The 24,323-nt window shown below is 68.5% G+C and carries 20 protein-coding genes; 14 read left to right on the top strand and 6 right to left on the bottom strand.

Features of this window, described 5'->3' with window-relative positions:
• The first annotated feature begins 103 nt into the window (after window positions 1-103).
• Window positions 104-1,828: an ATP-binding protein gene (locus tag ENSA7_RS25055; RefSeq protein ID WP_106091870.1), complete on the top strand. Its 1,725-nt coding sequence runs from the start codon at window positions 104-106 to the stop codon at window positions 1,826-1,828.
• Between the two features lie 183 nt (window positions 1,829-2,011).
• Here the strand turns inward: ENSA7_RS25055 and nhaR are convergent, their stop codons facing one another.
• Window positions 2,012-2,911, bottom strand: a complete 900-nt coding sequence (gene nhaR / locus ENSA7_RS25050) for a transcriptional activator NhaR (protein WP_106091869.1) — start codon at window positions 2,909-2,911, stop codon at window positions 2,012-2,014.
• 113 nt (window positions 2,912-3,024) lie between these two features.
• Here nhaR and ENSA7_RS25045 point away from each other — a divergent pair, with 113 nt between their 5' ends.
• Genes ENSA7_RS25045 through ENSA7_RS25035 form a run of 3 tightly spaced genes read left to right on the top strand, consistent with a single transcriptional unit; the run spans window position 3,025 to window position 8,011 of the window.
• Window positions 3,025-5,142, top strand: a complete 2,118-nt coding sequence (locus ENSA7_RS25045) for an ATP-binding cassette domain-containing protein (RefSeq protein WP_146158104.1) — start codon at window positions 3,025-3,027, stop codon at window positions 5,140-5,142.
• A complete protein-coding gene (locus tag ENSA7_RS25040; protein ID WP_106091867.1) occupies window positions 5,139-6,473 on the top strand; it encodes an HlyD family secretion protein in 1,335 nt (444 codons plus the stop codon). The genes ENSA7_RS25045 and ENSA7_RS25040 overlap by 4 nt, the downstream gene beginning before the upstream one ends.
• Window positions 6,470-8,011, top strand: a complete 1,542-nt coding sequence (locus tag ENSA7_RS25035; RefSeq protein ID WP_106091866.1) for a TolC family protein — start codon at window positions 6,470-6,472, stop codon at window positions 8,009-8,011. Before ENSA7_RS25040 ends, ENSA7_RS25035 begins: the two co-directional genes overlap by 4 nt.
• On the opposite strand, the gene ENSA7_RS25030 is transcribed toward ENSA7_RS25035, so the two are convergent.
• On the bottom strand, window positions 8,008-9,450 hold the full coding sequence (locus ENSA7_RS25030; RefSeq protein WP_280524036.1) for a sigma-54-dependent transcriptional regulator: 1,443 nt from the start codon (window positions 9,448-9,450) through the stop codon (window positions 8,008-8,010). The genes ENSA7_RS25035 and ENSA7_RS25030 overlap by 4 nt on opposite strands.
• Window positions 9,451-9,819: 369 nt before the next feature.
• Here ENSA7_RS25030 and ENSA7_RS25025 point away from each other — a divergent pair, with 369 nt between their 5' ends.
• From ENSA7_RS25025 to ENSA7_RS25000, 6 genes are all read left to right on the top strand, one after another.
• Window positions 9,820-10,341 (top strand): helix-turn-helix transcriptional regulator, encoded by a 522-nt coding sequence (locus ENSA7_RS25025; protein ID WP_244923903.1) that lies wholly within the window; start codon window positions 9,820-9,822, stop codon window positions 10,339-10,341.
• Window positions 10,342-10,543: 202 nt separating this feature from the next.
• Complete coding sequence (gene pilM / locus ENSA7_RS25020) at window positions 10,544-11,599, top strand: type IV pilus assembly protein PilM (RefSeq protein ID WP_106091864.1); 1,056 nt, start codon at window positions 10,544-10,546, stop codon at window positions 11,597-11,599.
• Window positions 11,600-11,612: 13 nt separating this feature from the next.
• Window positions 11,613-12,347, top strand: a complete 735-nt coding sequence (locus ENSA7_RS25015; RefSeq protein ID WP_181234080.1) for a PilN domain-containing protein — start codon at window positions 11,613-11,615, stop codon at window positions 12,345-12,347.
• Window positions 12,348-12,351: 4 nt separating this feature from the next.
• Window positions 12,352-12,990: a type IV pilus inner membrane component PilO gene (locus ENSA7_RS25010; protein ID WP_106091862.1), complete on the top strand. Its 639-nt coding sequence runs from the start codon at window positions 12,352-12,354 to the stop codon at window positions 12,988-12,990.
• On the top strand, window positions 12,990-13,628 hold the full coding sequence (locus ENSA7_RS25005; RefSeq protein ID WP_106091861.1) for a hypothetical protein: 639 nt from the start codon (window positions 12,990-12,992) through the stop codon (window positions 13,626-13,628). Before ENSA7_RS25010 ends, ENSA7_RS25005 begins: the two co-directional genes overlap by 1 nt.
• A 214-nt stretch (window positions 13,629-13,842) precedes the next feature.
• Window positions 13,843-17,421 (top strand): type IV pilus secretin family protein, encoded by a 3,579-nt coding sequence (locus ENSA7_RS25000; RefSeq protein WP_181234079.1) that lies wholly within the window; start codon window positions 13,843-13,845, stop codon window positions 17,419-17,421.
• Between the two features lie 15 nt (window positions 17,422-17,436).
• Here ENSA7_RS25000 and ENSA7_RS24995 read toward each other — a convergent pair whose 3' ends face one another.
• Complete coding sequence (locus tag ENSA7_RS24995; RefSeq protein WP_146158103.1) at window positions 17,437-18,150, bottom strand: hypothetical protein; 714 nt, start codon at window positions 18,148-18,150, stop codon at window positions 17,437-17,439.
• Window positions 18,151-18,174: 24 nt separating this feature from the next.
• Between ENSA7_RS24995 and ENSA7_RS24990 the strand changes: the two genes are divergently transcribed.
• A complete protein-coding gene (locus ENSA7_RS24990; RefSeq protein WP_146158102.1) occupies window positions 18,175-18,705 on the top strand; it encodes a shikimate kinase in 531 nt (176 codons plus the stop codon).
• Window positions 18,706-18,720: 15 nt separating this feature from the next.
• On the opposite strand, the gene ENSA7_RS24985 is transcribed toward ENSA7_RS24990, so the two are convergent.
• The 3 genes from ENSA7_RS24985 to ENSA7_RS24975 form a co-directional block, all read right to left on the bottom strand.
• A complete protein-coding gene (locus tag ENSA7_RS24985) occupies window positions 18,721-19,080 on the bottom strand; it encodes a hypothetical protein (protein ID WP_106091857.1) in 360 nt (119 codons plus the stop codon).
• Between the two features lie 136 nt (window positions 19,081-19,216).
• Window positions 19,217-19,714, bottom strand: coding sequence for a hypothetical protein (locus ENSA7_RS24980; protein WP_106091856.1), 498 nt, complete (start codon window positions 19,712-19,714; stop codon window positions 19,217-19,219).
• Between the two features lie 16 nt (window positions 19,715-19,730).
• On the bottom strand, window positions 19,731-21,479 hold the full coding sequence (locus ENSA7_RS24975; RefSeq protein ID WP_106091855.1) for a serine/threonine-protein kinase: 1,749 nt from the start codon (window positions 21,477-21,479) through the stop codon (window positions 19,731-19,733).
• Between the two features lie 161 nt (window positions 21,480-21,640).
• Between ENSA7_RS24975 and ENSA7_RS24970 the strand changes: the two genes are divergently transcribed.
• The 3 genes from ENSA7_RS24970 to ENSA7_RS24960 all read left to right on the top strand — a co-directional run.
• Entirely contained in the window at window positions 21,641-22,600 is a 960-nt protein-coding gene (locus ENSA7_RS24970; RefSeq protein ID WP_106091854.1) for a hypothetical protein, read from the top strand.
• A 93-nt stretch (window positions 22,601-22,693) separates the two neighbouring features.
• Window positions 22,694-23,788: a hypothetical protein gene (locus ENSA7_RS24965; RefSeq protein WP_106091853.1), complete on the top strand. Its 1,095-nt coding sequence runs from the start codon at window positions 22,694-22,696 to the stop codon at window positions 23,786-23,788.
• On the top strand, window positions 23,785-24,323 hold a 539-nt coding region (locus ENSA7_RS24960), incomplete at its 3' end, for a hypothetical protein (RefSeq protein WP_219908053.1). The genes ENSA7_RS24965 and ENSA7_RS24960, both read left to right, overlap by 4 nt.

The following is a 24,323-nucleotide window of genomic DNA, read 5'->3' as shown; positions in this document are numbered from 1 at the left end:
GGGGCGAGGCAAAAAAGCTCGTTTTTGAGCGTCCAAGTGCGTTTGCGCTAGATATGCGGTGATTGCTGAAGAGCGCGAACAGCGAGACACTGGGTCGGCAATCGTGAACGCGAACCAAACTCTCGACGACGCGCCGGTGACCAGTTTGGTCGTCGGGCGTGAGCAGAGCTTCGAGTGGATCATCCGCCGAATGCCGGGCGTCGTGTACCGGTGCTCGGCCGATCCGCAGCTCACGATGCACGCGCTGACCCACGGCGTGTCCGACCTACTTGGCTATCCCGCGGGCGACTTCATCGACAACGCGGTGCGCAGCTGGGCGAGCGTGGTCCATCCCGAAGATCGGGAGCCGCTGATCGAGCTGCTCGGCTCGATGCTCGAGAGTGGGACGGCGCAGCCCGATCAACTCGAGTACCGGCTGATCACCGCCGACGGCAGCGAGCGGTGGGTCCAGCACAAGGCCTGGGTGGTGCGCGATGACCAGGGCGTGCCGGTCGGGCTCGAGGGCTTCATCTTCGAGGTCACGGAGCACCGGCTGCTTCAGCTCGCCGAGGCCGAGCGGCTCGGGGCGTTCGAGCGGCACCAGCGAGCACTGGTGACGCTGGCGACCAACCCGGCGGTGGCCGAGGGCCGCTTCGAAGCGCTCGTGGCCCTGACCAACGAGCTCGTGACCGAGGCGGCGTTGGTCGAGCGCGCCGGCGTGTGGATGTTCGACGAGCGCCGCACGAAGCTCGAGCTGGTCGATCTGTACCTGCGCACGCCCGAGACCCACGAGTGCGGAGCCACGATCACGGCGGCTGACTTCCCGAACTACTTCGCGGCGCTGAACAGCGGCCGGACCGTGGTCGCGCATGACGCCGTCCGGGATCCGCACACGCTCGAATTCACCGAGACCTACCTGCTGCCCAACCAGATCGTGGGGCTGCTCGACGCGGCGATCCGCGTTGGCGGCGAGGTCGTCGGGATCATCTGCCTCGAGCAGGTCGGCGAGCCGCGGATCTGGCAGCGTCACGAGATCGAGTTCGCCGGGGAGATCGCCGACCAGCTCGCGCTGGGCCTGCACAACCGCGCGCGGCTCGCTGCCCAGGCCCGTGAGCAACTCCTGCAAGAGCAGCTGCTCTACAGCCAGAAGATGGACGCGCTCGGGCGCCTCGCGGGGGGCGTCGCGCATGACTTCAACAATCTGCTGATGGCGATCAGCGGCAGCGCCGAGCTGCTCGAGATGCGGCTCGAGGACGCCACGCTGCGGTCTTCGGCGCAGGACATCATCGGCGCCAGCAAGCGCGCGGGCGAGCTGACCGAGCAGCTGCGCGCGTTCTCGCGTCAGCAGCCGCTGGCCCTGCACAACATCGATCTGTGCGTGGCCGTTCGCAAGCTCGGTCGCATGCTTCGGCGCTCGCTCGGGCGCGGGGTCAAGCTGGTCGTCAACCTCCCCGACGAGCCGGTGATCGTCAACGCGACCGAGGGGCTGATCCAGCAGCTGCTGACCAACCTCGTCGTCAACGCCCGCGACGCGGTCCGTCACGACGGCCGCGTGGAGGTCGAGGTCGAGGTCGTCGAATTCAGCGAGGACGTCAGCGATCTGCCGGAGTCGGTGCCAGCTGGTCGCTACGCCAGCTTGTCGGTCGAGGACGACGGCGTCGGGATGCCGCCCGAGATCCAGGCCCGGGTGTTCGAGCCCTTCTTCACGACCAAGCCCGCCGGAGAGGGCACCGGGCTCGGGCTCGCAACGGTGTACAGCATCGCGCGGCGGTGCGAGGGCACGGTCAAGCTCACCAGCGAGGTCGGCGAGGGCAGCCAGTTCTTCGTGCTGTTGCCGCTGGTCGACTAGCTGGTTTTAGACCCCCACAGACACCTTGGCCCTTCGCCGACTGCAGCCGCTGGCGCGTCTGGTCGCTTCGCTCCTCGGGGCTGTTTGTTCGCAGGCGCATGTGTGGCCCCCTGAAAGGGGGCTCTGGCTCGCTTTCCCGTGTCCATGGGGTGCACGACGTGCGGAGAAATCTAGTAGACGCAATTATCCGAACAGGGTGCGCTTGGCCGACTCGGACACGGCGACCACGCCGGGGTGCTCGAGCCGGCGCTCGACGGTGATCGCGTAGAACCGCTCCTGGATCGTGTCGGTTCGCCCGATGACCCGGACGCCGTAGTCCTGCTTGATCTCGGTCTCGATCGCGGTGGGTCCGGCGAACACCCCGACGCCGCGCTGGCCAAACACCTTGAGCAGCGCGCTGTCGTCGAACTGTCCGACGATCTCCGGGCGCAGATCGTGCTCGTCAAACCAGCGATCGAGCTCGCGGCGGACCGCGCTGCCGGTCATCGGCAACAGGAACGGCGCGCCGTCCAGCGACTTGGGGAACCCGCGCTTGTATTTGGACGCGAGCGCGGGCTCGGCAAAGAAGGTCACGCCGCTCGAGCCGAGCAGGTGATTGAAGGCCTTGACCGAGATGTCGGGTCCGATCGGCACGTCGGACAGCACGAGGTCGAGCTCGTGGCGGGCGAGCTGACCGAGCAGGCGATCGAAGCGGTCCTCGCGGCAGACCACGTGGAGCTGCTCGGACAGCCCGAGCGCAGGCATGAGCAGCCGGTAGGCGATCAGCTTGGGGATCACGTAGGTGATCCCAACGACCATCTGCAGGGGCCGACCGGTGGGGCGCTCGTGGAGCACGTCGACCATCTCGCGGCCGAGGCTGAAGATGTCTTCGGCGTAGCGGAACGCGACCTGACCCAGCTCCGACAGGACCAGCCGCCGACCCGAGCGATCGAACAGCTCGACGCCGAGGGCCTGCTCGAGCGTGCGGATCTGGGTGCTGATCGTCGGCTGCGACACCCGCAGGCGCTTGGCCGCGTCAGCGATGTTGCCTTCCTTGGCGACGGTCCAAAAGTAGAGCAGGTGGTGGTAGTTGATCCACTGCATGGCGATGCTGGGCGCTCGGCTGACTTTCAGAAAAACTAAGTGATTGTATTCTATTTTCTATTTGCTGAAAGTCAGTTCGAGGCTAGATCATCCGCGAGTTCGCAATGCTGCCAGTGACCGAAGCTGATACGCTCGAAGACGCGGGGGTATCGCCCGTGCAGGCGCTGACCCAGGTGCTCGAGCTGGTCGCCGACTCGGCTGGGGTCACGCTCGCGCCGCGGGTCGCCTGGGAGGCCGCGACCGACGGGCTCGCGCTCGGGGGTGACGATCGGCTGCGAAGCCTGGGGCTCGCGGGTCGGCGGGCCGGGCTCCGCCTGGGCAGCGTCCACCTGCGCTGGCCCTGCGACCCGGCGGAGCTGCTGGCACTCAGTGGCCCGGCCCTGACCTGGCTGCCCGCAGCTCGAGCGGGCGAAGGCGGGCGCTGGCTGGCGGTGCTCGGCCGTCGTGGGCGGGGCGTCGAATTTGCGGTGATCGACGAGCTCGGCGGCCAGCAGCGGCGGCGCTCGAGCGCGCGAAGGCTGGCGCAGTGGCTGCAGCTCGAGCTCGAGACCGCCGGTGTCGAGTCGCCCCGGTGGTTTCGCGGTGAGCCGCTGCTGCCGCTCGCGCCGCTCGAGGCCGCTTCGCTGCCCGGCACCGCGGGCCGGTTCGCGGCGATTCGACGGCTGTTTGCGCTCGCCCGGATCGAGCGCGGGGACCTGGGCGTCGCGCTCGTCTACTCGATGGCGATCGGCGCCTCGAGCCTCGCGGTCCCGATCGCCGTGCAGGCGTTGGTCAGCACCGTGGCGTTTGGCTCGGTGCTCCAGCCCCTGGTGGTCTTGAGCGCCATGCTCGCGGTCGTGCTCGGGTTCGTGGCGGTCCTGCGGATCCTCCAGGCGATGGTCGTCGAGGCGCTGCAGCGCAGGTTGTTCGTGCGAACCGCCGCGGACTTCGCTCGTCGGTTCCCGCGGATGTCGTTCGAGGCCCGCCGCACGGTTCACCTGCCCGAGCTGGCGAACCGCTTCTTCGACGTCGTGAACCTGCAAAAAGCCGGCGCGACTCTGCTGGTCGACGGCTTGTCGCTGGGCCTGCAGATGCTCGTGGGCATGATCCTGCTCGGGTTCTACCACCCGATGTTGCTGGCCTTCGACCTCGCGCTGCTGGTCGCGGTCGTGCTCGTGGTGTTCGTCGCCGGACGGGGCGCCGTGGCCAGCAGCCTGGCCGAGTCGAACCGCAAGTACGCGGTCGCGGCCTGGATCGAAGACCTCGCCGCGACCCCGCTGCGCTTCGTCGACTCGCGCTCGCGCTCGTTCGCGGACGCCCGGGCCGAGCTGCTGATCCGCGAGTGGCTGGTGGCGCGAGGTGAGCACTTCACACGCTTGCTCCGTCAGCTCAGCGGCGGCGTCGGGCTTCAGGTCCTGGCGAGCACCGCGTTGCTGGGGATCGGCGGATGGCTGGTGATTCGCCGCCAGCTCACGCTTGGCCAGCTGGTCGCGGCGGAGCTGGTCGTCACCGCGATCGGGGCCGGGCTGGGCAAGCTGGGCAAGCAGCTCGAGAGCTTCTACGACGCGACGGCCGCGGCGGCCAAGCTCGGCAAGGTCGTCGACATGCCGCTCGAGCGCAGCGGTGGTGAGCTGCTGCGCGGCGCGGGTCCGCTCGCGGTCGAGGTTCGTGAGCCGACGGCCGCGGGTGGGGTGGAGCCGCTCGCCCTCGCGCCCGGGGACAAGCGCGTGCTGGTTGGAAGGACGGCAGCCCGCTCCGATCTCTGCGACGCGTTGCTCGGACTGGGCGATCCATCCACGGTCGACGTTCGGATTGACGCCAGTCCGGTCCGGGAGCTCGATCTCGAGGCGCTCCGCGCCGCCGTGGTGCTGGTCCGTGGGATTGATCTGGTCGCCGGATCGGTGCACGACAACCTGGATCCGCAGCTGAGCCCCAGCGAGCCCGCGACCGTCCGACGGGTGCTGGAGATCGTCGGTCTCAGCGACCGAATTCACGCGCTGCCCCACGGCTTGCGGACCTCGCTGATGCCCAACGGCTGGCCGCTGCGCGAGCTCGAGGCCCGGCGTCTGATGGTGGCGCAGGCCCTGCTTCGACGCCCGCGCCTGCTGGTGCTCGACGGCAGCCTCGATGGTCTGGGGCTCGACGCCGACAGCCGCGCGCGGCTCCTGGACCACCTGTTCGGCGCGGACGCGCCGTGGACCCTGCTGGTGATCACCGAAGATCCTGCGCTGCTGGAGCGAAGCCAACCATGAACGCCGACATCGACCACTACGCCTTTGGTTCGCCGCTCGACCACGCGCGGCCGAGCTTGCTAGCGAGCCGCTCGCCCCGCGCGGCCCGGGTGTTCGCGCGGATCCTCGGCGTCGGGTTTGCGCTGGTGGTGCTCGCGCTGGTGTTCGCGCCGTGGCGCCAGAGCGTCGCGGGGCAGGGAAGGGTGATCGCCTACGCACCGCTCGAGCGGCAGCAGGTGATCGAGGCCCCGATCGAAGGGCGGGTCAGCACCTGGCACGTGCAGGAGGGGGAGCGCGTGCGCGCCGGAGATGTCATCGCCGAGATCTCCGACAACGATCCGGAGATCCTGGCCAGGATCGAGCGCGAGCGAAACGCGGTGCTGGCCCAGGCGATCGCGGCCGAGGGGGCCGTCGAGGTCGCCGAGGCCAAGATCGCGGCGCTTCAGCTCGCGCGCGAGGCCAAGGGGATGTCCGCCGAGCTGCGCGTCGACATGTCCCGCAACCGGTTCGACGCGGCCGAGCAAGCCGTCAGCGCGGCCGCGGCCGCGGAGCGAACCGCCAGCCTCAACCTCGAGCGCCAGCGCGCGCTATTTGATGAGGGGCTGACCTCCAAACGCCAGGTCGAGCTGGCGCAGATGGAATTCGAGACCAAGCAGGCCGAGCACGGCCGCGCCCGCGCGAGCCTGACCGCGGCCAAGCGCGAGGTCGGGGCGCTCGGGGCGGATCGTGAGCACGTCGGAGCCGACGCCAGCGCGTCGATCGAGGAGGCCCGGGCCTCGCTGCGCAAGGCCGAGTCCGAGCTCGCCAAGGCCACGGCCGAGGTCCAGAAGATCGACTCTCGCCAGGCCCGCCAGCAGCGGATGTCGATCGAGGCGCCGCGTGACGGGACGATCCTGCGCATCATCGCCAAACAGGACGCGCAGATGCTCAAACCTGGCGATCCCGTGGCGGTGTTCGTCCCGGAGCTGACCGCGAGCGCGGTCGAGCTGTGGGTCGACGGCAAGGACGGCCCGCTGATCACGCCGGGTCGCCACGTTCGTCTGCAGTTTCAGGGCTGGCCGGCGGTCCAGTTCGTCGGGTGGCCGTCGGCCGCGGTCGGGACCTTCCCTGGCGTCGTCGAATTCGTCGACGCGACCGCCGACGAGCACGGTCGGTTTCGCGTGGTCGTCTCGCCCGCGGGCGGCGATGAGCCGTGGCCCGACGCTCACTGGCTGCGCCAGGGCGTCCGCGTCAACGGGTGGATCCTCCTCGATACCGTGCGGCTGGGGTTCGAGCTGTGGCGCCAGTTCAACGGGTTTCCACCGGTGGTGGAGCCGCTCGCCATGGATGGCGCAGGCAAGGAGGGGACATGACTCGCCGAGCGTGGGGGCGCCTGGCAGCGTCGGCGGCGGTCGGTCTGGCGATCGGCTTCGCGCCCGGCGAGGCGCTGGCGACTGCACCACCCAAGCCGGCCCCGGCTCGTCCCGCTGACGACTTTCGCCGCAGCGATCCCGCCGAGGCCGAGCTCGGGCCCGTCGCCGAGAGCTCGGGGCTCAACGATCTGAGCGCCGCGCAGCCCCGCGCAGACATCCTGACTTTGGGCGAGGTCCTGAGCTCGCTCGGCGGGGCGGATCCCCGGCTGGTCGCCGCGCAGGCCAAGATCGCCGTCGCCGACGGCAAGCTGCTCGCCGCGCGCGGAGGCTTTGACACCAAGGTTGCGATGCGCGGGCTGATCCAGCCGCTCGGCTACTACCGGCATGGGATCGTCGACGTCCGGGTCGAGCAGCCGACGCCGCTGTGGGGTCTGGGTGTGTGGGCGGGCTGGCGAGTCGGGCTGGGCGAGTTCGCGGTCTACGACGCCAAGCTGCCGACCGCCGACGGCGGAGAGCTGCGCGCTGGGGTCAGCGTGCCCGTGTGGCAGGGCGGCCCGATCGATCGCACCCGCGCCGACATCGAGCAGGCGCGGATCGGACAGCAGCGCGCCGAGCTCGAGCGCGACGCCAAGCAGCTCGAGCTCGGGGCCAAGGCGGCCCAGGCGTACTGGACTTGGGTGGCCGCCGGGCTCGCCCTCGAGATCGAGCGCTCGCTGCTGGAGATCGCGTTGTCGCGCGACGTTGGGCTGCGCCGCCAGGTCGAGCTCGGCGACATCGAAGCGATCGTCGCAACCGACAACCGCCGGGTGATCCTGGCCCGCGAGGCCCGGGTCGTCGGGGCCGAGCGCAAGTTTCAGGCCGCGACCCTCGAGCTGTCGCTGTTCCTGCGCGACGTGGGCGGCGAGCCGCAGCTGGCCGGGGCCGAGCGGCTGCCGCTCGCGTTTCCCCCGGTCGTCCCGCCGCAGCTCGTCGACATCGACGCCGAGATCCAGGCCGCGCTGGATCGGCGCCCGGATCTGGCGGCGGTTCACGCTGCGCGCGAGCAAGCCGAGGTCGAGGTCCGCCTGGCCAAGAACCTGCGCAGCCCCGAGATCGATCTGTCGGCGTGGGCGGCCAAGGACATCGGGCCGGGCGCCCCCGAGCAGCTGCCCGTCGAGCTCGCCGCGATGATCGAGATCCAGATCCCCATTCCGCTTCGCGGGGCCCGGGGCAAGCTTCAGGCTGCGCGGGCCGAGCTCGGAGGGATCGACGCGGAGCTCCGCTTCGCCCGGGATCAGGTCGCCGTGGATGTCCGCGACGCGCACTCCGCCGTGGCCGCCGCCTACCAACAAGCCCAGCTCGCCGACGAGCAAGTCGAGCTGGCCCAGACCCTGGCGAGCGCCGAGCTGCGCCGGTTCAGCCTCGGCGCGGGCGACCTCCTGCTCGTCAACCTGCGCGAGCTGGCCGCGGCCACGGCCGCGCGCGAGCAGGTCGAGGCGCTCGCCGCCTACTTCATCGCCAAGGCCCAGCTCGAGGTCGCCCAGGGCAAATTTCCCTAGCCGATGTCGTAGTCCTTGATCTTGTAGAGCAGGGCGCGGTGGCTGAGATCCAGCAGCTTCGCGGCGTGGGTCCGGTTGCCGGTCGTCTGCTCGAGCGCCCGCAAGATCAGCTCGCGCTCGGCCCGTCGCTGCGCACGCTTGACGGACAGATCATCGGCGGAGAAGCGCAGCGTGAACCCGAGCTCGGACGGCTCGTCGGTCGTCGGTCGGCGCTGGCGGCCCAGGCGTTCGGGCAGCTCGTCGGGCCCGATCACCGCGCCCTCGGTCATCACGGTCGCGTGCTCGAGGCTGTTCTCGAGCTCGCGCACGTTTCCGGGCCAGTCGTAGGCGAGCATGATCCGCTTGGCCTCGGCGTCGAGCCCCTGAACGTTGGTCCCGAGCCTGCGGTTGATCGTGGTCAAGAAGTGCTCGGCGAGCATCGCGATGTCCTCCCGACGCTCGCGCAGCGGCGGGATCCGCAGGGGCATCACGGCCAGCCGGTAGAACAGGTCTTCGCGGAACTCGCCGTCTTCGACCATCTCCTCGAGCGCGCGCGAGGTCGCGGCCACGACCCGCACGTCGATCGGCCGCTGGGTGTTCTCCCCGACCCGGCGGATCTCTCGCTCCTGCAGCGCGCGCAGCAGCTTGACCTGCACGCTGATCGGGAGCTCGCCGACCTCGTCGAGGAAGATCGTGCCGCCGCGGGCCGCCTCGAACAGGCCGGGCTTGTCGCTGCTCGCGTCGGTGAACGCACCCTTGCTGTGGCCAAACAGCTCCGACTCGAGCAGGCCCTCGGGGATCGCCCCGCAGTTGACCGCGACGAACGGTCCGGCCGCGCGGCTGCCGAGATCGTGCAGCGCGCGGCTGACCAGCTCCTTGCCGACGCCGGACTCGCCGAGCACGAGCACCGTGGTCTCGAACCGCGCGACCTTGCGGACGGTCTTGGCGACCTTGCGCATCGCCCGGCTGTGGATCAGCAGCCGCCCGATCAGCTCGATCCCCTCGACGGCGCCCGCGCCATGCTCGAGCTCGCTCACCCGGGCGCGCAGGTTGGCGTTCTCCCGCCGCAAGCGCAGCCGCTCCTCGGCCTTGCGCAGGGTCAAGATCACCTCGTCCTGCTTGAAAGGTTTGGAGATGTAGTCGTAGGCGCCGCGCTGCATGGCCTCGAGCGCCAGATCCACGCTCCCAAACGCGCTCATCATCACCAGGGTGATCTCCGGGTGGGTGGCCGTGAGCCGCTCGGCCAGGGCGAGCCCATCGAGGCCGGGCATGCGCACATCCGAGAGCACGACGTCGATCGCCTCGCGCTCGGCTAGCTCGAGGGCCTGCTCGCCGCTCGCCGCGCTGATCACCTCGAAGCCCGCCCGCCGCAGCAGCAGCTCGAGCATGTGGCGCATGGGCTCCTCGTCGTCGACGATCAGAATCCGCGAGAAACCCGCACTCGTACCGTCGTCGCTCACCAGAGCATGTTACCCACCGCGAACCTGCTCAAAAAACCAGTTATAGGTCGGTATTCGCGGGGTTTTTTTGAGGGGACCCGCTCTGCGTGGGAAGCTAACTGACGCAGGGTCTCCCCCGCTGAGCCAGCCTCGTGAACGTGTCAGTAAACTCATTCGCCGTGCGTCGCCACGACGAGAACAATCCGGCGACGGGTCGTGCGGCTGACTGCTTAAAAGACACATCAAATCCCTATCACTTGCACTCAATTAGGCATCATTTGGGCAGCACGTGGACGTTGACTCCCACGCCCTGGACCCCGACAATGTTCGGGCACGAGCGCGCTGAGGCCGGTCTGGGCCCAACCCTCGCGCCACAGCCCTGCGGTCCCGATGAAGTCGCCAGCAAAACCCGAGCCCAAGGCTCGCACCCTCATGGGCAGCGACTCACAGGACTCGCCGGACTCCCAAATGGACGACACACAGGAGTTCCAGCGCCAGTCTGCGGTGTCGGAGATCGAGACCGAGGCGAGCGCGACCGAGCGCGAGCCCTCGGCGTCGACTCCCCCGGAGCCAAAGAAGCCGAAGTCGGGGACGTCGGGTGTGAAGCTGGAGTCGGCGCCCGAGATTGTCCGCGAGCCGGCACCGGTCGCCAAGCCGGAGCGCGCCAGCAAGAAGTCGCGTGCGCGCTCACGCTCGGGCATCGAGCCGAACAACGTACGCAAGCTTCGCCAGGAAGCGATGATGAGCAAGGCCGAGCTCGCCCGTCGAGCTGGCGTCTCACCGCTGACGATCGATCGCGTCGAGGCGGGTTGTCCCTGTCGCATGGACACCAAGCGCAAGATCCTCGAGGCGCTGGGGCTCAAGCCTTCGGCCCGCGCCGAGGTCTGGCCCGACATCGACGCGCAGAGCTGAGCGCGGGTATCGAGTCGGGGCTTGGGGTTGGATCGGGGGTTGGATCCGGCCGCGAGTCTGGCCTGGTCGTGTCGCTCGTGTTCAGGGCTCGTCGCGACGCCGCGGCGAGTCAGAAAAACTCAAAAATTATGCCGAATTCACGCGAATTCAGCGAAGTTTCACAATTCGTCACGCGCTCGTTCGAGCGAGGAGCGAGGAGCTGATGGCGCGCCAGTGCATCGGCCTCGACATCGGCTCGAGCTCAGTGAAGCTCGTGCAGGTCAAGGCGTCCCGCAAGTCGTTCAGCTTGCAAAACTTCGGCATCGAGCCGCTGCCACCGGGCGCGATCGTCGACGGTGCGATCGCCAACCACGGCGCGGTCGCGGAGTCGATCCGCAACCTCAGCAAGCGCATTCACCTGCGCGGCAAGGACATCGCGCTCGCGGTGTCGGGCAACAGCGTGATCGTTCGTCGCCTCCACATCCCGGCGATGCAGGGCCCCGCGCTCGCCGAGCAGATGGAGTGGGAGGTCAAGCAGAACATCCCGTTCGCGCGTGACGAGGTCATCGTCGACTGGGAGGTCTTGGTCCCGCGCACGTCGGACGGCCAGATGGAGGTCGTGCTGGTCGCGGCCAAGCGCGAGATCGTCGAGCAGTACTTCGAAGCGGTGAAGGCGGCGGGCCTCAACCCGGTCGTCGTCGACACCGACGCGTTCGCCATGCAGAACGCGATCGAGAGCGCGACCGGCTTCACCGACAACGAGACCGTCGCGGTCATCAACATCGGCGCTCACTTCTCGACGATCGTGATCGTCAGCAACGGCAAGCCGGTGTTTCACCGCAACCTCGCGGCCGGCGGCGACACCTTCACGGAGGCAATTCGCCATCGGTTGGCCGTCGGTATGGATGGTGCTGAGGCTTACAAAGTTGGCGGTGGGGGATCGATGGGCGCGGCCGAGGTGGTCCCGCAGGAGGTCCACCGGGTGCTCGCGCAGGTGTCCGAGCAGGTCTCGAGCGAATTTCAGCGCACGATCGACTTCTATTTGGGGGACGCGGTCGGCGCCAACCTCGCCCGGGTGTTCCTGACGGGCGGAAGCGCGCTGGTACCCCAGCTGCCCAAGGCGATCCAAGATCGTGCTCGGGTGCCGGTCGCCATCTTCGATCCCTTCGCCAGTATCGCGGTCGACGCCAAGCGCTTCGATGTCGAGTACCTGCGCGCAAATGCGCCGGTGGCCACGGTGGCCTTTGGCCTGTCGCTGCGACGTCCGGGGGACAAGTGATGGGAGCCGAACAATGATCCGCATCAACCTCTCGCCCACCGTCAAGCGCAAGCCTCAGTCGACCCGGGCGATCACGGCCGTGCAGATGGTCGTGCCCTCGACCAACGTGTCGAAGGGCAGCATCTACGCGGTCTTGATGCTGGTCGGCTGGGTCGGTGTTGGCGTTGGCGCGTGGGTGCTGCAGAGCGGCGTGGTCGAGGACACCGAGCGACTCAAGGCCAAGGCCAGCGTGTTGGTCGAGGACACCCGGGCGATCAACGAGAAGATCGACGAAGAAGATCTGCAGGCCCGGTTCAATCGCTACGAAGAGCTGACCGCCGCGGCCGAGGCCCTGCAACAGAAGCGGCGCACGCCGGTCTACGTCTATCACGAGCTGACCAACGTGCTCACGACCGGCCGGATGCCGGACATCGACGAGGCCGAGCAGCGCAAGCGCGTGGCTCTGGATCCGCAGGCCCGGCTCGCGCTCGACTGGGACGCAAACGCCGTGTGGCTCACCAGCATGCAGCAGGACGGCGACAACCTGCTGCAGATCACGGGCAGCGCCCGCGACCCCGACGACCTCAGCGAATTCGTCAAGCGCCTGCGCGCGTCGGCTCGGTTCGCCCGGGTCTCCCACCCCGAGTTTGCGCTCGAGGAGGTCACCCCACCGACGACCAGCGGGGCCCCCAAGCCGCTCAGGCCCGGCGAGGCGCTCCACAACCACTACACCTTCGAGCTGAACGCTCAGGTTCGCTACTGGGATTGAGACAATGGCTGAATCTGCGCTCGATCAACTCGATAAGTACCCGGCCTGGCAGCTGGGCCTGGCCTGGGTGCTAGGCGCAGGGCTCGTCGTTGGCGGCTGGTACTTCTTGTACTTCTCCGACATCCTCGCCGCGAAGACGGCGGCCGCGACCGGGGTGACCCAGGCCGAGGCCGGTCTCGCCAAGGCCAAGGACAACCTCTCGAACTACGAGCAGCGCGTCAAAGAGCAGGCCGAGCGCGACAAAGAGCTCAAGAAGACGCTCGAGGTCGTGCCCGTCGACTCGTCGACGATCGACCACCTGATGAGCACCTTTCAGCGTGAGGCGCGGGGCGTCGGTCTGGGCATCGAGGCCTGGAGCCCGCAGGCCGAGCAGTTTCACGACTTCTACGCGAAGATCCCCGTCGAGGTGATCGCGCTCGGTTCGTGGCACGAGGTCGGCGAGTTCTTCCGCCGCGTCTCCGAGATGAAGCAGATCGTCAACATCGAGGACGTCAAGATCAGGCTCGGCAAGGACTTTGACGAGAGCGGGTTTCCGCAGCTCAAGGTCGGCTTCACGGCCAGCACCTTTCGGTTGTTGACCGAGGACGAGCAAGGCGGCGGAGGCGAAGCTGCAACCCGACGCAAGGGTAAGGGAGCCAAGTGATGAACGGCGTAAAGACCTCTGGCCGACTCGCGGGGCTGCCGGCGCTGGCGCTGGTGTTGCTCGGGCTTCCGAGCGCTGGGTGTGGCGGCGACGAGGCCACGGTCACCCAGCAGCGCGGCATGCCCAACCAGCAGCCGATCGTCCAGGGCGGCGGGAAAGCTGGCGCCGGGGCTGGAACCCGTCGCAGCGGCGGCAGTGGTGGCAAAGGGGCCCCGGAGGCCGAGCCCGAGCTCGAGCGGCCCGATCGCCCGCGCCCAACCCTGACGCGTGACGACTTCTCCGGTCGCGCCCGCGATCCCTTTCATAATTACCTCGCCGCCGAATCCATCGAGGCGCCCGTCCCCGTTGAGATCGTCAAGAAGCAGCGGGCCGTCAAGCTGTCGGAGTACACCTTCGAAGAGCTGCGTCTCATCGCCATCGTCAACGCCGGCCGCAGCGTGCCGCCGACCGCGTTGTTCTTGGCCGGCGACAACAAGTCGAAGAGCGTCAAGCAAGGCGAGTACTTCAGTAGCGCCGAAGTTTTGCTCGCTTCGGTCAATCGCGATTACATCGAGATCGAGATCATCGATCCCGAGCTGACTCCTGGCTGGAACCTGGAGCGGGGCGAGCGGAAGGTCATCTACCTCAAAGAGCGCTAGCCCGTTTGTAGCTCCCTCAGCCAACTGAACCGATATCCACCTCGCCGGCCGTGCCGGTGAGACCGGGACCCCGCGCGCCTCGAAACCAAGCCGGCGACTGGAGACCACCATGAACTCCCAGCCTCATAAGCCCCCACATACCCGCTGGTCGCTCCAACGGACCCTTCGTTCACGCAAGTGGTCCCCGCTCGGGGTCGTTGCTCTGCCCGCGCTCTTGCTGTTGGCCCTCGATCCCGGCGCAGCCTCGGCTGGGCCGCCCAAGTCCAAGAAGTCGAGCTCGAGCAAGACGACCAAGGCCAGCACGCCCGAGGTCCAGCCCGAAGCCAAGCTCGAGGTCCGCAAGGCCGTCAATCAGATCGACGGCCTGACCGTCGAGGAGCTCGACGACGGGACCACGATCTTGCGCTTGCTCGGTCACGTCGAGCCCACCTTCAATGTGTACAGGCTGTCGGATCCCGACCGGCTGGTGGTCGATATCGCCAAGAGCGAGCGCGGCAAGGCCGTGCCGCACGTGCCGGTCGACTCGTGGGCCGTTGGCCGCGTGACGATCAGCTCGGTCGAGGAGCACGACAGCAAGATCGCGCGGGTGGTCGTCAACCTCAAGCGCGAGTCGAGCTACATCGTGGTGCCCAAGGGTCGCGATCTGGCGATCACGCTCACGCCCCGCGAGGTCGCGCCCGAGGCCTACTTCGCCCGCAAGAGCGCCGGCGAGCGTCAGGCCGAGATCGAGACCATGAAGGCCGACGCGCGCAAGCAGGCCAGCGCGATCGAGGCCAGCGCCAAGGCCAAGGCCGACGTGCAGGAGGCCAAGGCCAGCAGCGCCGAGGCCAAGGCCAGCAACGCCGAAGCCAAGGCCACCGACGCCGAGCAGCGGGCGCGCAGCGCCGAGAAGCGGGCTCAGCAGGCGGCAGCCAAGGCCCAGGAGGCCGACCGTGACGCCGCCAGGATCCGCGCCGAGGCCGAGAAGATTCGTGCCCAGGCCGAGGTCGCGGCGGCCCAGCGACAGCGCGAGGCCGAGGCCGTCGCGGCCAAGCAAGAGAGCGAAGCTCAGAGCATTCGCGCGCGCGCCGAGGCAGCCGCGTCGAAGCGCGAGCGCGAGGCCGAGGCGACCGCGTCCTCGCTCGAGAGCGCGGCGCAGGCTCGGGCGTCGTCGCTCGAGGCTGCCGCGGCGGCCAAGCTGTCGGAAGCCCAGCGGCTCGCCGACGCCCGCAGGTCGGCGCTGGCCAGCGCGGAGCGGGCGGCGAGCGACGCCGAGAAGGCCGCGAGCGAGGCCGAGCGCAAGGCCAAGCACGCCGACGAGCGCGCCGCCGAGGCCAAGGCCGAGGCCGAGGCCGCCGAACTCTACGCCAGCCGCGTGCGCCAGAGCGCCGAGGCCAAGGCCAAGCAGGCCGAGCTGTTGCTGAGCCAGGCCGAGTCGGCCATGCACCAGGCCACCGAAGAGAGCGAGCAGGCCGTGCAGGCCCACGCCGACGCCAAGCAGGCGCTGAGCGACGCACGCAAGGCCGCGCGCAAGCTCGGCAAGCACGACGACAGCGGGCGCGAGGAGCTGCAGCGGGCGGTCGCGCAGGCCGAGGCCGCGACCGCAGCCGCCAAGCAGCGCGAGGATCAAGCCAACGGTCGGCTCGCCGAGCTGCAGCGCGATCACGACGCGCTCTCGCTCGCGCTCGAGACCAAGCAGGCCGAGGCCAAGCAGCTGCGTGGCGAGCTCGAGACCAAGCAGTCGGAGCTCGCAACCGTCAACGACCAGGTCCGCCAGGCCCGAGTCCAGTACGAGAAGCTCGGCGGCGACGAGGGCCCCAGCGAGGGCGACAAGCGAGCGCACCGCAAGGCCAAGTCCGAGCTCGCCAAGGCCGAGACCGAGCTCGGCAAGCTGCGCAAGCAGACCGAGCTCGAGCAGGGCAAGCTCGAGGCCCTGCAACATCAGGTCGCTGTCGCTGGCGAGCAGCTCGGCGAGACCCTGGCGGCCACCCAAAAGCGCCGCTCCCTGACCCAGCAGTGGGAGCAGGAGCGCGAGGCGGCCGGCCACGCGACCGTCCGCGACGTCCGGTTCGAGGACGGGGCCGACGGCGCCCGGGTGATCGTCGAGCTCGACGGCCCGGTCGTCTACGACGCCAGCAGCCTCACGCCCAACATGACCATGCTCGAGCTGCGCGGCGCCAGGATTCCGTCCGGGCTCGAGCGCAGCCTGGACACCACCAGCTTCCACGGGCCGATCGACCGGATCACCAGCTTCCGCGAGGGCAACGACGTCAAGATCGTGGTCGCCTCGGCGCTGGGCGACCCCGCGGGGATCGAGCTCGACCGGGCCGCCAATCGGCTAATCTGGAAGTTCCCCAAGCTCGCCAGCGCCCGCGATGCGGCCCCGCTGGTCGCCAGCGACACCACCCCCGAGCGGACCGAGGTCGTGAGCCTGGGCGGCAACAAGGTGTCCGGGTTCTCGACCCCGACGGTCCTGGCCGCGCGACCTGGCACCAAGGTCGGCAATCGCTCGCGCTGGCGGGGTGAGCGGATCGACATCGAGCTGCAGGACGCCCCGATCAAGGACGTGCTGCTGCTGTTCTCGGACATCGGCCGGGTCAACATCATCGCGGGTCCCGAGGTCTCGGGCACGGTGACGATGAAGCTCTCCGCGGTGCCGTGGGATCAGGCCCTGGACATCATCTTGCGCTCGCTGACGCTGGGGATGATCCAAGAGGGCAACGTGATCCGGGTCTCGACCCAGACCAAGCTCGAGGAAGAGCGGCGCAAGGCGATCGAAGAGGCCAACGCCGCGGTTCAGCTCAAGCCGCTCGAGACCCGGCTGATCCCGCTGTCGTACGCGACGGTCGACGAGATGCTGCCCAAGGTCCAGAGCGTGATGAGCTCGCGCGGATCAGTGACCCCGGACACCCGCACCAACACGCTGATCGTGATGGACGTGGCCGAGAACATCGCGCTGGCCGAGTCGCTCGTGCGTCAGCTCGACAGCCAGACCCCGCAGGTCTTGATCGAGGCGCGGATCGTCGAGGCGCGGACCAACTGGCTGCGTCAGCTCGGCATCCAGTGGGGCTTCGACTTCATCGCCAGCCCCGGAACCGGCAACCCGACCGGGCTGCTGTTTCCCAACGCGATCGGCGTCGGGGGTGGCTCGGGCGGCAACCAGTCGCCAGTTGGCGGCTTGATCCTGCCCGGCGCAGCGGCCAATCCGAACTACGCGGTCGACCTGCCGGCCCCGGTCTCGACCGGCACCGGTGGCGCGATCGGGTTCAGCTTCGGCAGCCTCTCGGGCAACCTCAACACCAACTTGCGGCTGTCCGCGGCCGAGGACGAGGGCGAGGTCCGGATCATCTCGGCGCCGAAGATCGTGACCCTCGACAACACCGAGGCGCAGATCGAGCAGGGCGTGCAGATCCCGATCTCGCAGGTCTCGGCTCAGGGCGTCAACACCCGCTACGTCAACGCGACGCTCGGGCTGCGCGTGACCCCGCACGTGACCAACGAGGGCGCCGTGATGCTCGAAGTGCAGGTCCAGAAGAACGAGGCCGACTTCGTCAACACCGGCGCGCGGGGTGATCCAACGATCTTGACCAAGTCGGCGCAGAGCCAGCTGTTGATCGTCGACGGCGACACGGCGGTGATCGGTGGGATCTACACGCGCAACCAGGCGATGAACCACAGCAAGGTGCCGTGGTTCGCGGATATCCCGATCATCGGGTGGTTCTTCAAGAACAAGGTCGAGCGGGACGATCGCTCGGAGATGCTGATCTTCTTGACGCCGCGGATCGTGAATCGCTCGACATCAATCGGCGGGTGAGCTCCGCTCCAGCGCTCAGTGGCGGGAGCTGGCTCGACTCCAGCACTCCCACTGGGCGTTGCAGCTGTGCTCGCGGGCGCACTCGGCGTACTCCATCATCGCCTCCGCGCCCGGGTCGCAGCCGTACATGCACGATCGGACGTCCTGCTCGAACTGCTGACTGCGGCTGTCCACTTGGTGCAGCGGGCGGTCGTAGTGGTGACAGGCATACATGCCACCGCACACGAGCTCGCAGGTGCCGTAGTGGGACGGCGCCGCGTCGATCTGGGTGACGATGACGGTGCGGGCCTTGGCGGCGGCGTCCCACTCCTGGCGCGTGCAGTCGAGCAGCGGATCACAGCTATCGCGGCTCTCGCACCCACGAAACCGCTTGCCGGCGTCGCTGGTGGGGCTGACGTTGACGCACAGATCCAGGCAGGTGAGCTCGAGGTGCCCGGCGTCGCGCAGGTGGCTGGCGTCGCTCTTGTCGCCGCGCTCGCGCAGGCAGTCGCCGACCCGGCCGCACATTCGCTCGCACGGTCGCGCGCCCTCCGGAGCGCTCGCCAGGGGGACCAGCGCGTCGGGCTGACCCGGGGGCTCGGTCGCCTTCGCCGGCTTCACGGGGTGACCCTTCGCGGATAGCCCGGTCTGCGCGTCGGCCGACGGCCCGCCGCCGGGCTCGGGCTTGTTGGCGCACGCGAGCGCTGCGAGCACGCTCGCGAGCGCGGTCAGGCGGAGGAGCCGGGCCATCCGGTCCATGGTAGAGGGGTCCTCGTGTTCACGCGACCCGTGTTCTTGCTGGGGATGATGGGCGCCGGCAAATCCAGCGTAGGCCGCGAGCTCGCCCGTCGGCACGCGGCTACCTTCATTGATCTGGACCTGCGGATCGAGCGTGTGTTCGGAGCCAGCGTGGCCCAGCTGTTCGAGCTGGGGGAGGCTTACTTTCGGGCGTGTGAGCGGGCCGCGCTCGACTCGCTGGTGCGCGAGCCGGGGTTTCCGATAGCGCCGGCGGTCGTCGCAACCGGCGGGGGGATCGTCACGGACCGCGCCAACCTGGCGACGATGTCGGCGGTCGGGCAGCTCGTGTACCTGCGCGCCGACGTGCAGACCCTGAGTCGACGGCTGGCGGCGCCGAGCGAGCGAGCCGCTCGGCCGCTGCTCGCTGCCAGTGAAGCCGCGCTCGCCCAGCAGCTGACCGAGCTGCTGAGCGCCCGCGAGGCCGCGTACGGCGAGGCCGCGGTGAGCGTGGATGCCTGCGCCAGCGTCGACGCGGTCGCAACCCTGGTCGAGCGCGCGCTCGCCTGAACACCCTCGCCGAGGTCAGCGCTCGCTCGCGCGGGTGCTGCTCGGCGCCGCCGCGACATCCATGAACTCGCTCATGTCGATCGAGGTGGTCCTCGCGTCCAGCGTGACGAGCTCGGCGGCGTCCATCCCCATCAGCTCCATGTCGAGAGAGGTTGTCGCGTCGGCTGCGGGTTGCGGCGGCGAGCCGCCTGGTTGAATGATCCCGAGATCTTCGTAGGTCGAGTACAGCGTCCGCTCGTCCTCCCAGTAGACGGGGGCCGCCGCGGCCACGGCCGCACTCAGCCGGCGTCGCCGCCACAGCCACAGCCACCACACGCCGCAGCCGATCACGGCCAGCGACGCGCCGACGAAGATGAACATGCTCGCGTGACTCAAGACTTCGGGTCCTCAATTATTGTCATGTCGACATACCGATAAAACGAGCACTCGCCATGGAGCGTGAGGCACGGAAGGCGACCACCATTGTTGATCTCCCACCCCATGACGAGGCCCGAACTCGTCGTGATTGCTGTTATTTGGAGACCGCGGGTGGGGGAGGTGGGCCGCGCCGCGCCCGAACACCGGGGCGGCGCGTTCCACCGGCGTTGCGAACCGGCGTGGTCTGAACCCTGCTGTGGGAGCTGATCGGCGCGTCGGGCTCGACGCTCTCGAGATCGAGCGCCTCGGTGAGGATCTCGGTCTTCTCGGGATCCTTCTTGAAGAAGAACATGGTGCGGGCCATGTCGAGCTCGCCGTCGGCGTTGGGCATCAGCTCGGCGACGGGCACCAGCTGAGACTGCTCGAACAGCTCTCGCTCGGGGGAGGGCGGCGCCGTTGGTGCGCCAGGCTGGGCCCAGGCCATCCAGTGCTCGGCGCCGGGCGGCGGCCCGAGCGGGGGTCCTTCCACGCGCGGGCCCTGGGTCTGGGCCGGGGGCACGGGTGCCTGGACCCACAGCCGCCAGGAGAAGCTCAACAAAAATACCGTCGCCGCGAATCCGACGATGATGATGACGACGCTCTCGATGGTCATGTGGAGCCTGGACGGATCAGTTGACTTGCACGACCTGAAAGCCGCCGGGCTTGGTCATCAGGACTTGATAGTCGTGACCGGGGCGCAGGCGAAGCCGCCCGACCTTCTTGTAGTCATCTGATTTGTTGGTGCGCATGGAGATCGTGTGGCTGCCCTCGCGCAGCTCGAGCTCCCGCCTTGGCTCGAGCACCAGCTCTGTCCGCCCAACCTTGAGGTAGACGAAGGTGAAGGCGTTGGCCAAGAACAGGACCTTGACCTTCTGCTTGGGTGCTTGAACCTCGGTGTGCTCGGTCGGTTCGGGCGACTCGGGCTCGACTGGCGTGGGTGGCACGAGCGGCTCGGGTGGCTCGGGTGGCGGGTCCGGCTCAGGTGGCGGCGGGGTTGGCTCGAGCTCGAGTTCGGGCTCGGGCTCGGGCTCGGGCTCGGGCTCGGGCTCGGGCTCGGGCTCGGGCTCGGGCTCGTGGTCGAGCTGCGGGCTCGGTCTTGCGGGCGGTGAAGTGGCCTCGGCCACCAGGTCCGGCGCGGGGTCGGAGTCAGCGTCGGCGTCCGCGGGGGACCTGTCCATTGCGAAATAGACAGTCATGCCGCCGAGCGAGAGGGCCAGCGCGGCGATCGAAGCCGCCAGCGCGCGCGTGAGCTGTGGTGTCCGCTCCGGCCACAGGCTCCCGACGTTGGTGTCGTCGACCGCCTCGCCCTCGAGGTGATCGTGGGTGGTGTCGGTCGAGGGGTTGACCCCGCGCTGGCTTCGCTGACTCCGCTGGCTCCCCGAGCTTGCGTGGGCGGCCGCGTAGGCGGCAGCCCGCGCCGCGATCCGTGCTTGCGCGTCCCCGCCCGATCCGGGACTCATGGCTGGCGCGAGCGGAGGGACGAGGTCACGCACGCGCGTCACGTAGGACTCGAGCGTGATGGCAGCGTTTCGATAGCCTGGCCACTCGGTCAGCATGCGCAGGGCCCCGCGGGCCGTGCCAATCCGCAGATGTGCGTTGGGCTCCAGCAGCCCGTGCATGAGCTTCACCAGCTCCGGTGGCAGGTTCTGTGCGTTCGTGAGCGGCGGGATCGCGCCGTTCATGATCATCGTGAGCAGCTGCAGATCATCCCAGTCATCGCGGAACCGGCGACCCTCGAGCATCTCGTGAAACACCGCCCCGACCGCGAATAGATCGACGGTGGGCTCGCGCGACATCCCCTGCAGCTGCTCGGGTGGCATGTAGCGCAGCTTGCCCTTGACGTTGGTACCCGCGGTCTCTTCGGTCGAGAATCGCGCGACCCCAAAGTCCATCAGCTTGACCTCGCCAGCGACCGACACCATCACGTTTTGCGGTGACACATCACGATGAACGATCGACGCAGACTCGGGGGTGCGAACGTTGTGGGCGTGATCGAGGGCCCGCAGGACCTCGCCAACGATGTACGCGACCACGTCCAGCGGCAGCCACTCGCCGTGGTCCCACAGCGTCTGGTTGAGCTGCGACAGGTTGATCCCGTCGACCCACTCCATCGCCATGAAGCACTCGCCCTCCCACTCACCCGCGTCAAAGACCTGCACAATCGAGGAATTGTTGAGCGACATCGACAGCCGCGCCTCGTCGAGGAACATCTGGCGGTACTCGGGCTTCTCGCGTGACGCCCCGTTGAGCAGCTTGATCGCCACCGTCTTGGACGCCCCCATTGCGTGGCGCTGGGCCATCCAGACCTCGGCCATGCCGCCCGAGCCGATCTTGTGGCTCAGCGTGTAGTCGCCCAGCTGTTTGTTGAACTCAGACATTTGCTCCCGACGTAATCACGCGCTTGCGTGCTCGCGGGGACAGTCGCGGCGCGGGGCCGAGTGTTCGTTTGACGGCCAAGGCTTGGCGCTGAACACAGCGCTGGGGTCGGCGACTCAGCGTCGACCATCGTCAGCGCGCAAACGCTGCCGACAGGCTGATCATGAAAGAGACCGACGCAGAGGACGACCTCGACGATTCAACGAAGCCATTGACGCACGCGCAGATCGGCGAGATGCTCAACGAGGCCGAGCGCCCGCCCGTTCAGCGGGAGTACCCGGTTGATCTCGACTATTTTCTGGGGTTTGGCGACGCTGGGACCCCCACCGGAATGATCGGGAGTCACGCGAATCATGGGGGGCCGGCGGTCTCCGGGTTTTGTGGTGATCGACCTCGGCCGCCACGCGTGGAGGCACGGGCCCCGCAGGCGTCGATCCTGGCCGACCTCGATCTCTATCCATGGGGCCCCGCGCCAGCCGAGCTCGGCGGCGCACCGGAGGCGGTGAGTGAAGCGCCGGTTCCGTGGAGCTTGCCCGAACCGGTCACCCCGCCAGTCGCCGCGGTCGCGTCAATTGATCGGGATGACGCGGGGCAGGAGGATCTGCGCAGGGCTGGGTTGCGAAGTCGGACCGGGCTCGTTGCTGGGCTCGCGCTGCTGTTGGCCTGCGGTCTTGGCTCGATTGTGTGGTGGGTGATTCTGCCCGAGCGCGCGCCGCCCCCGGAGCCGCCCGAGCTCATCGCCGCTGTCGTGACCAACTACGAAGAGGACGAGTTTGACGCAGAGCCGCCCGAACCTACTGAGAATGTGGAGACTGTCGTGGGTCGCGTCAGCGTGGAGGGCCCCTCCGAGATCGAACAGATCAAGCCGTGGAAGACCGAGCGCTGTGCGACCCAGCGTGAGCACGCCGACGACGCCCTGCGCAAGGGCGAATGGGATCGGCTCGAGGAGCTGAGCCGCGAGTCGAAGTGCTGGAGGCCAAGTCGCAAAGCGAAGGTGCTGCGGATGAACGCGCTGTTCGAGCTTGGTCGAACTGACGAGTGTGTGCGGGTGGGCGCGGGCTCGAGTCACCCCGAGATCAAGAAGTGGATGAGGTTGTGCACGCGCAGCCGTGACCCGAGCTGAGACCTTCGTGCCCGGCGTGAACGCAGCGCGGTGGCCAGCGACTGACTGTCACGAACGCACCTTCGCATGTCGCACCCCCTTCCATCGTTTCGCGTGGACGACCTCGATGAGTCGACGCGGCCATACACGCACGCGCAGATCGACGACATGCGCAAGCTCGTCGCCAGCGGGCGGCAGGGCGGCAGCGGTCCAGTGCCGCGGCGGGAGTTCAAAGTGAACCTCGAGCGGTTTGCCCACTTTGGTGAGGCTGGGACCCCGGCGGGGATGATCACGTGTCGAAGCTCGGCGTCGGTGGTTGGCAGCTGTGGGGCCGGCGTGGAGGGGGTGCCCGAGCGGGCGTTGTTGCGCGCGCCGTCGCGGTCGTTGTCGGGGGCGCCGATTGTGAGCCCGCAGGCTGAGGGATTGGGTACCGAGGGCTGGGGGCCGCCGGCTCCTGGGGTGGATGACGACGGGGTTCCGGTCGCGCGGGTTGGCGAGCTGGAGTGGGCGCCGACGCTGGCGTATGGCGCCGCTGCGCCTGAATCGAGCGACGTGGAGATGCCGACGGCGACGCTTGGGTTGCCGGGCCGCGAGCTCGCGGCGCCGGTTGCCGTGCGCGAGCGCGAGGACTCGGCAGAGCAGGTCGATGAGCAGCCGCAGCCGGCTTCACGCAAGAAGTGGGCGGTTGGCGTTGGTTTGGTGCTTGGATTGGTGTTGGTCGGGGTTGGTTGGGTTGCAGGGCGCGGGGAGCCGGAGCCGGCTGCTGTGGTTGTTCAGGAGCCAGTTGCTGTGAGCGAGGAGTCGCAGCCGTCTCCGGCTCCACCGGAGCGGGTCGCGCCGAGCGAGCTCGTCGAGGTGCTTCAGGTCGAGCCGCCGCCTGCTGAGCAGATCGAGCCCGAGCAAGTCGTTGAAGAGCCGGCGCCTGTGGTCGCGCGCGAGCGCAAGGCGCAGCCCCACGAGGGCAAGCAGTGCGTGGACACGCGCGAGCAGACCGTGAACGCGACGACCGCTGGAGACTGGAATCTCGTCATGACGCTGACCAGCAAGAGCAAGTGTTGGTCGAAGGCGGATAAGGTCGACCTTCAGGCCGCGCGCATGATTGCGCTGTTTGAGCTGCAGCGGTCGGGGGAGTGCGTAAAGGTGGGGCAGGGGAGCAGTCACCCGAGGATCGTCACATTGAGGAAACGATGCACACTCGCTCAAAGATGAAACGCTGCCTGCGTTGGTACCCGGCGTTGTTGGCTGCGGTGTTGCTGATTGGTGCGGCGACGCGAGCACGGGCTGCGTCGCCAGAGGCGACGGGCAGGCAGGTCAGGTTGGTCGTGGATGTTGGGGCGCTCGAGGTCGTGCTGGCGCAGCGCTTGAGTGTCGCGCTGGACGAGCAGCTGCGCGATGGACTGCGCGAGGAGGGGGTGGTCGTGGTCGATGACGCGATGGAGTCGATGATCGCGGTGCGCGTGGAGATGCCGAACGTCGAGCTGCGAGATTATGTGGTCACCGTGGAGGTGATCGTCAATGGTGAGAGCGAGCTGGTGGCCGACGCCGAGCCGTGCGACACCTGCACGGAGACGCAGGTGGTCGAGCTGGCCCTGGCGAAGCTGCCCGACGCGCTGACGCGGGTGCCCGATCCGGTGGTGGTGGTGCCGCCGCCTGAGCCGGAGGTGGTCGTGGATCAGATGGGACCGCGGGTGAGGCTGGACCTCGGGCCGGTTGGGTTTGCTGGGATGGGGGCGATTGTTGGTGG

Origin of the sequence: Enhygromyxa salina (genome assembly GCF_002994635.1) — a bacterium.
GTDB lineage: Bacteria > Myxococcota_A > Polyangia > Nannocystales > Nannocystaceae > Plesiocystis > Plesiocystis salina_B.
The sequence above is the reverse complement of the archived record's forward strand: the minus strand, read 5'-3'. Positions and strand labels throughout refer to the sequence as shown.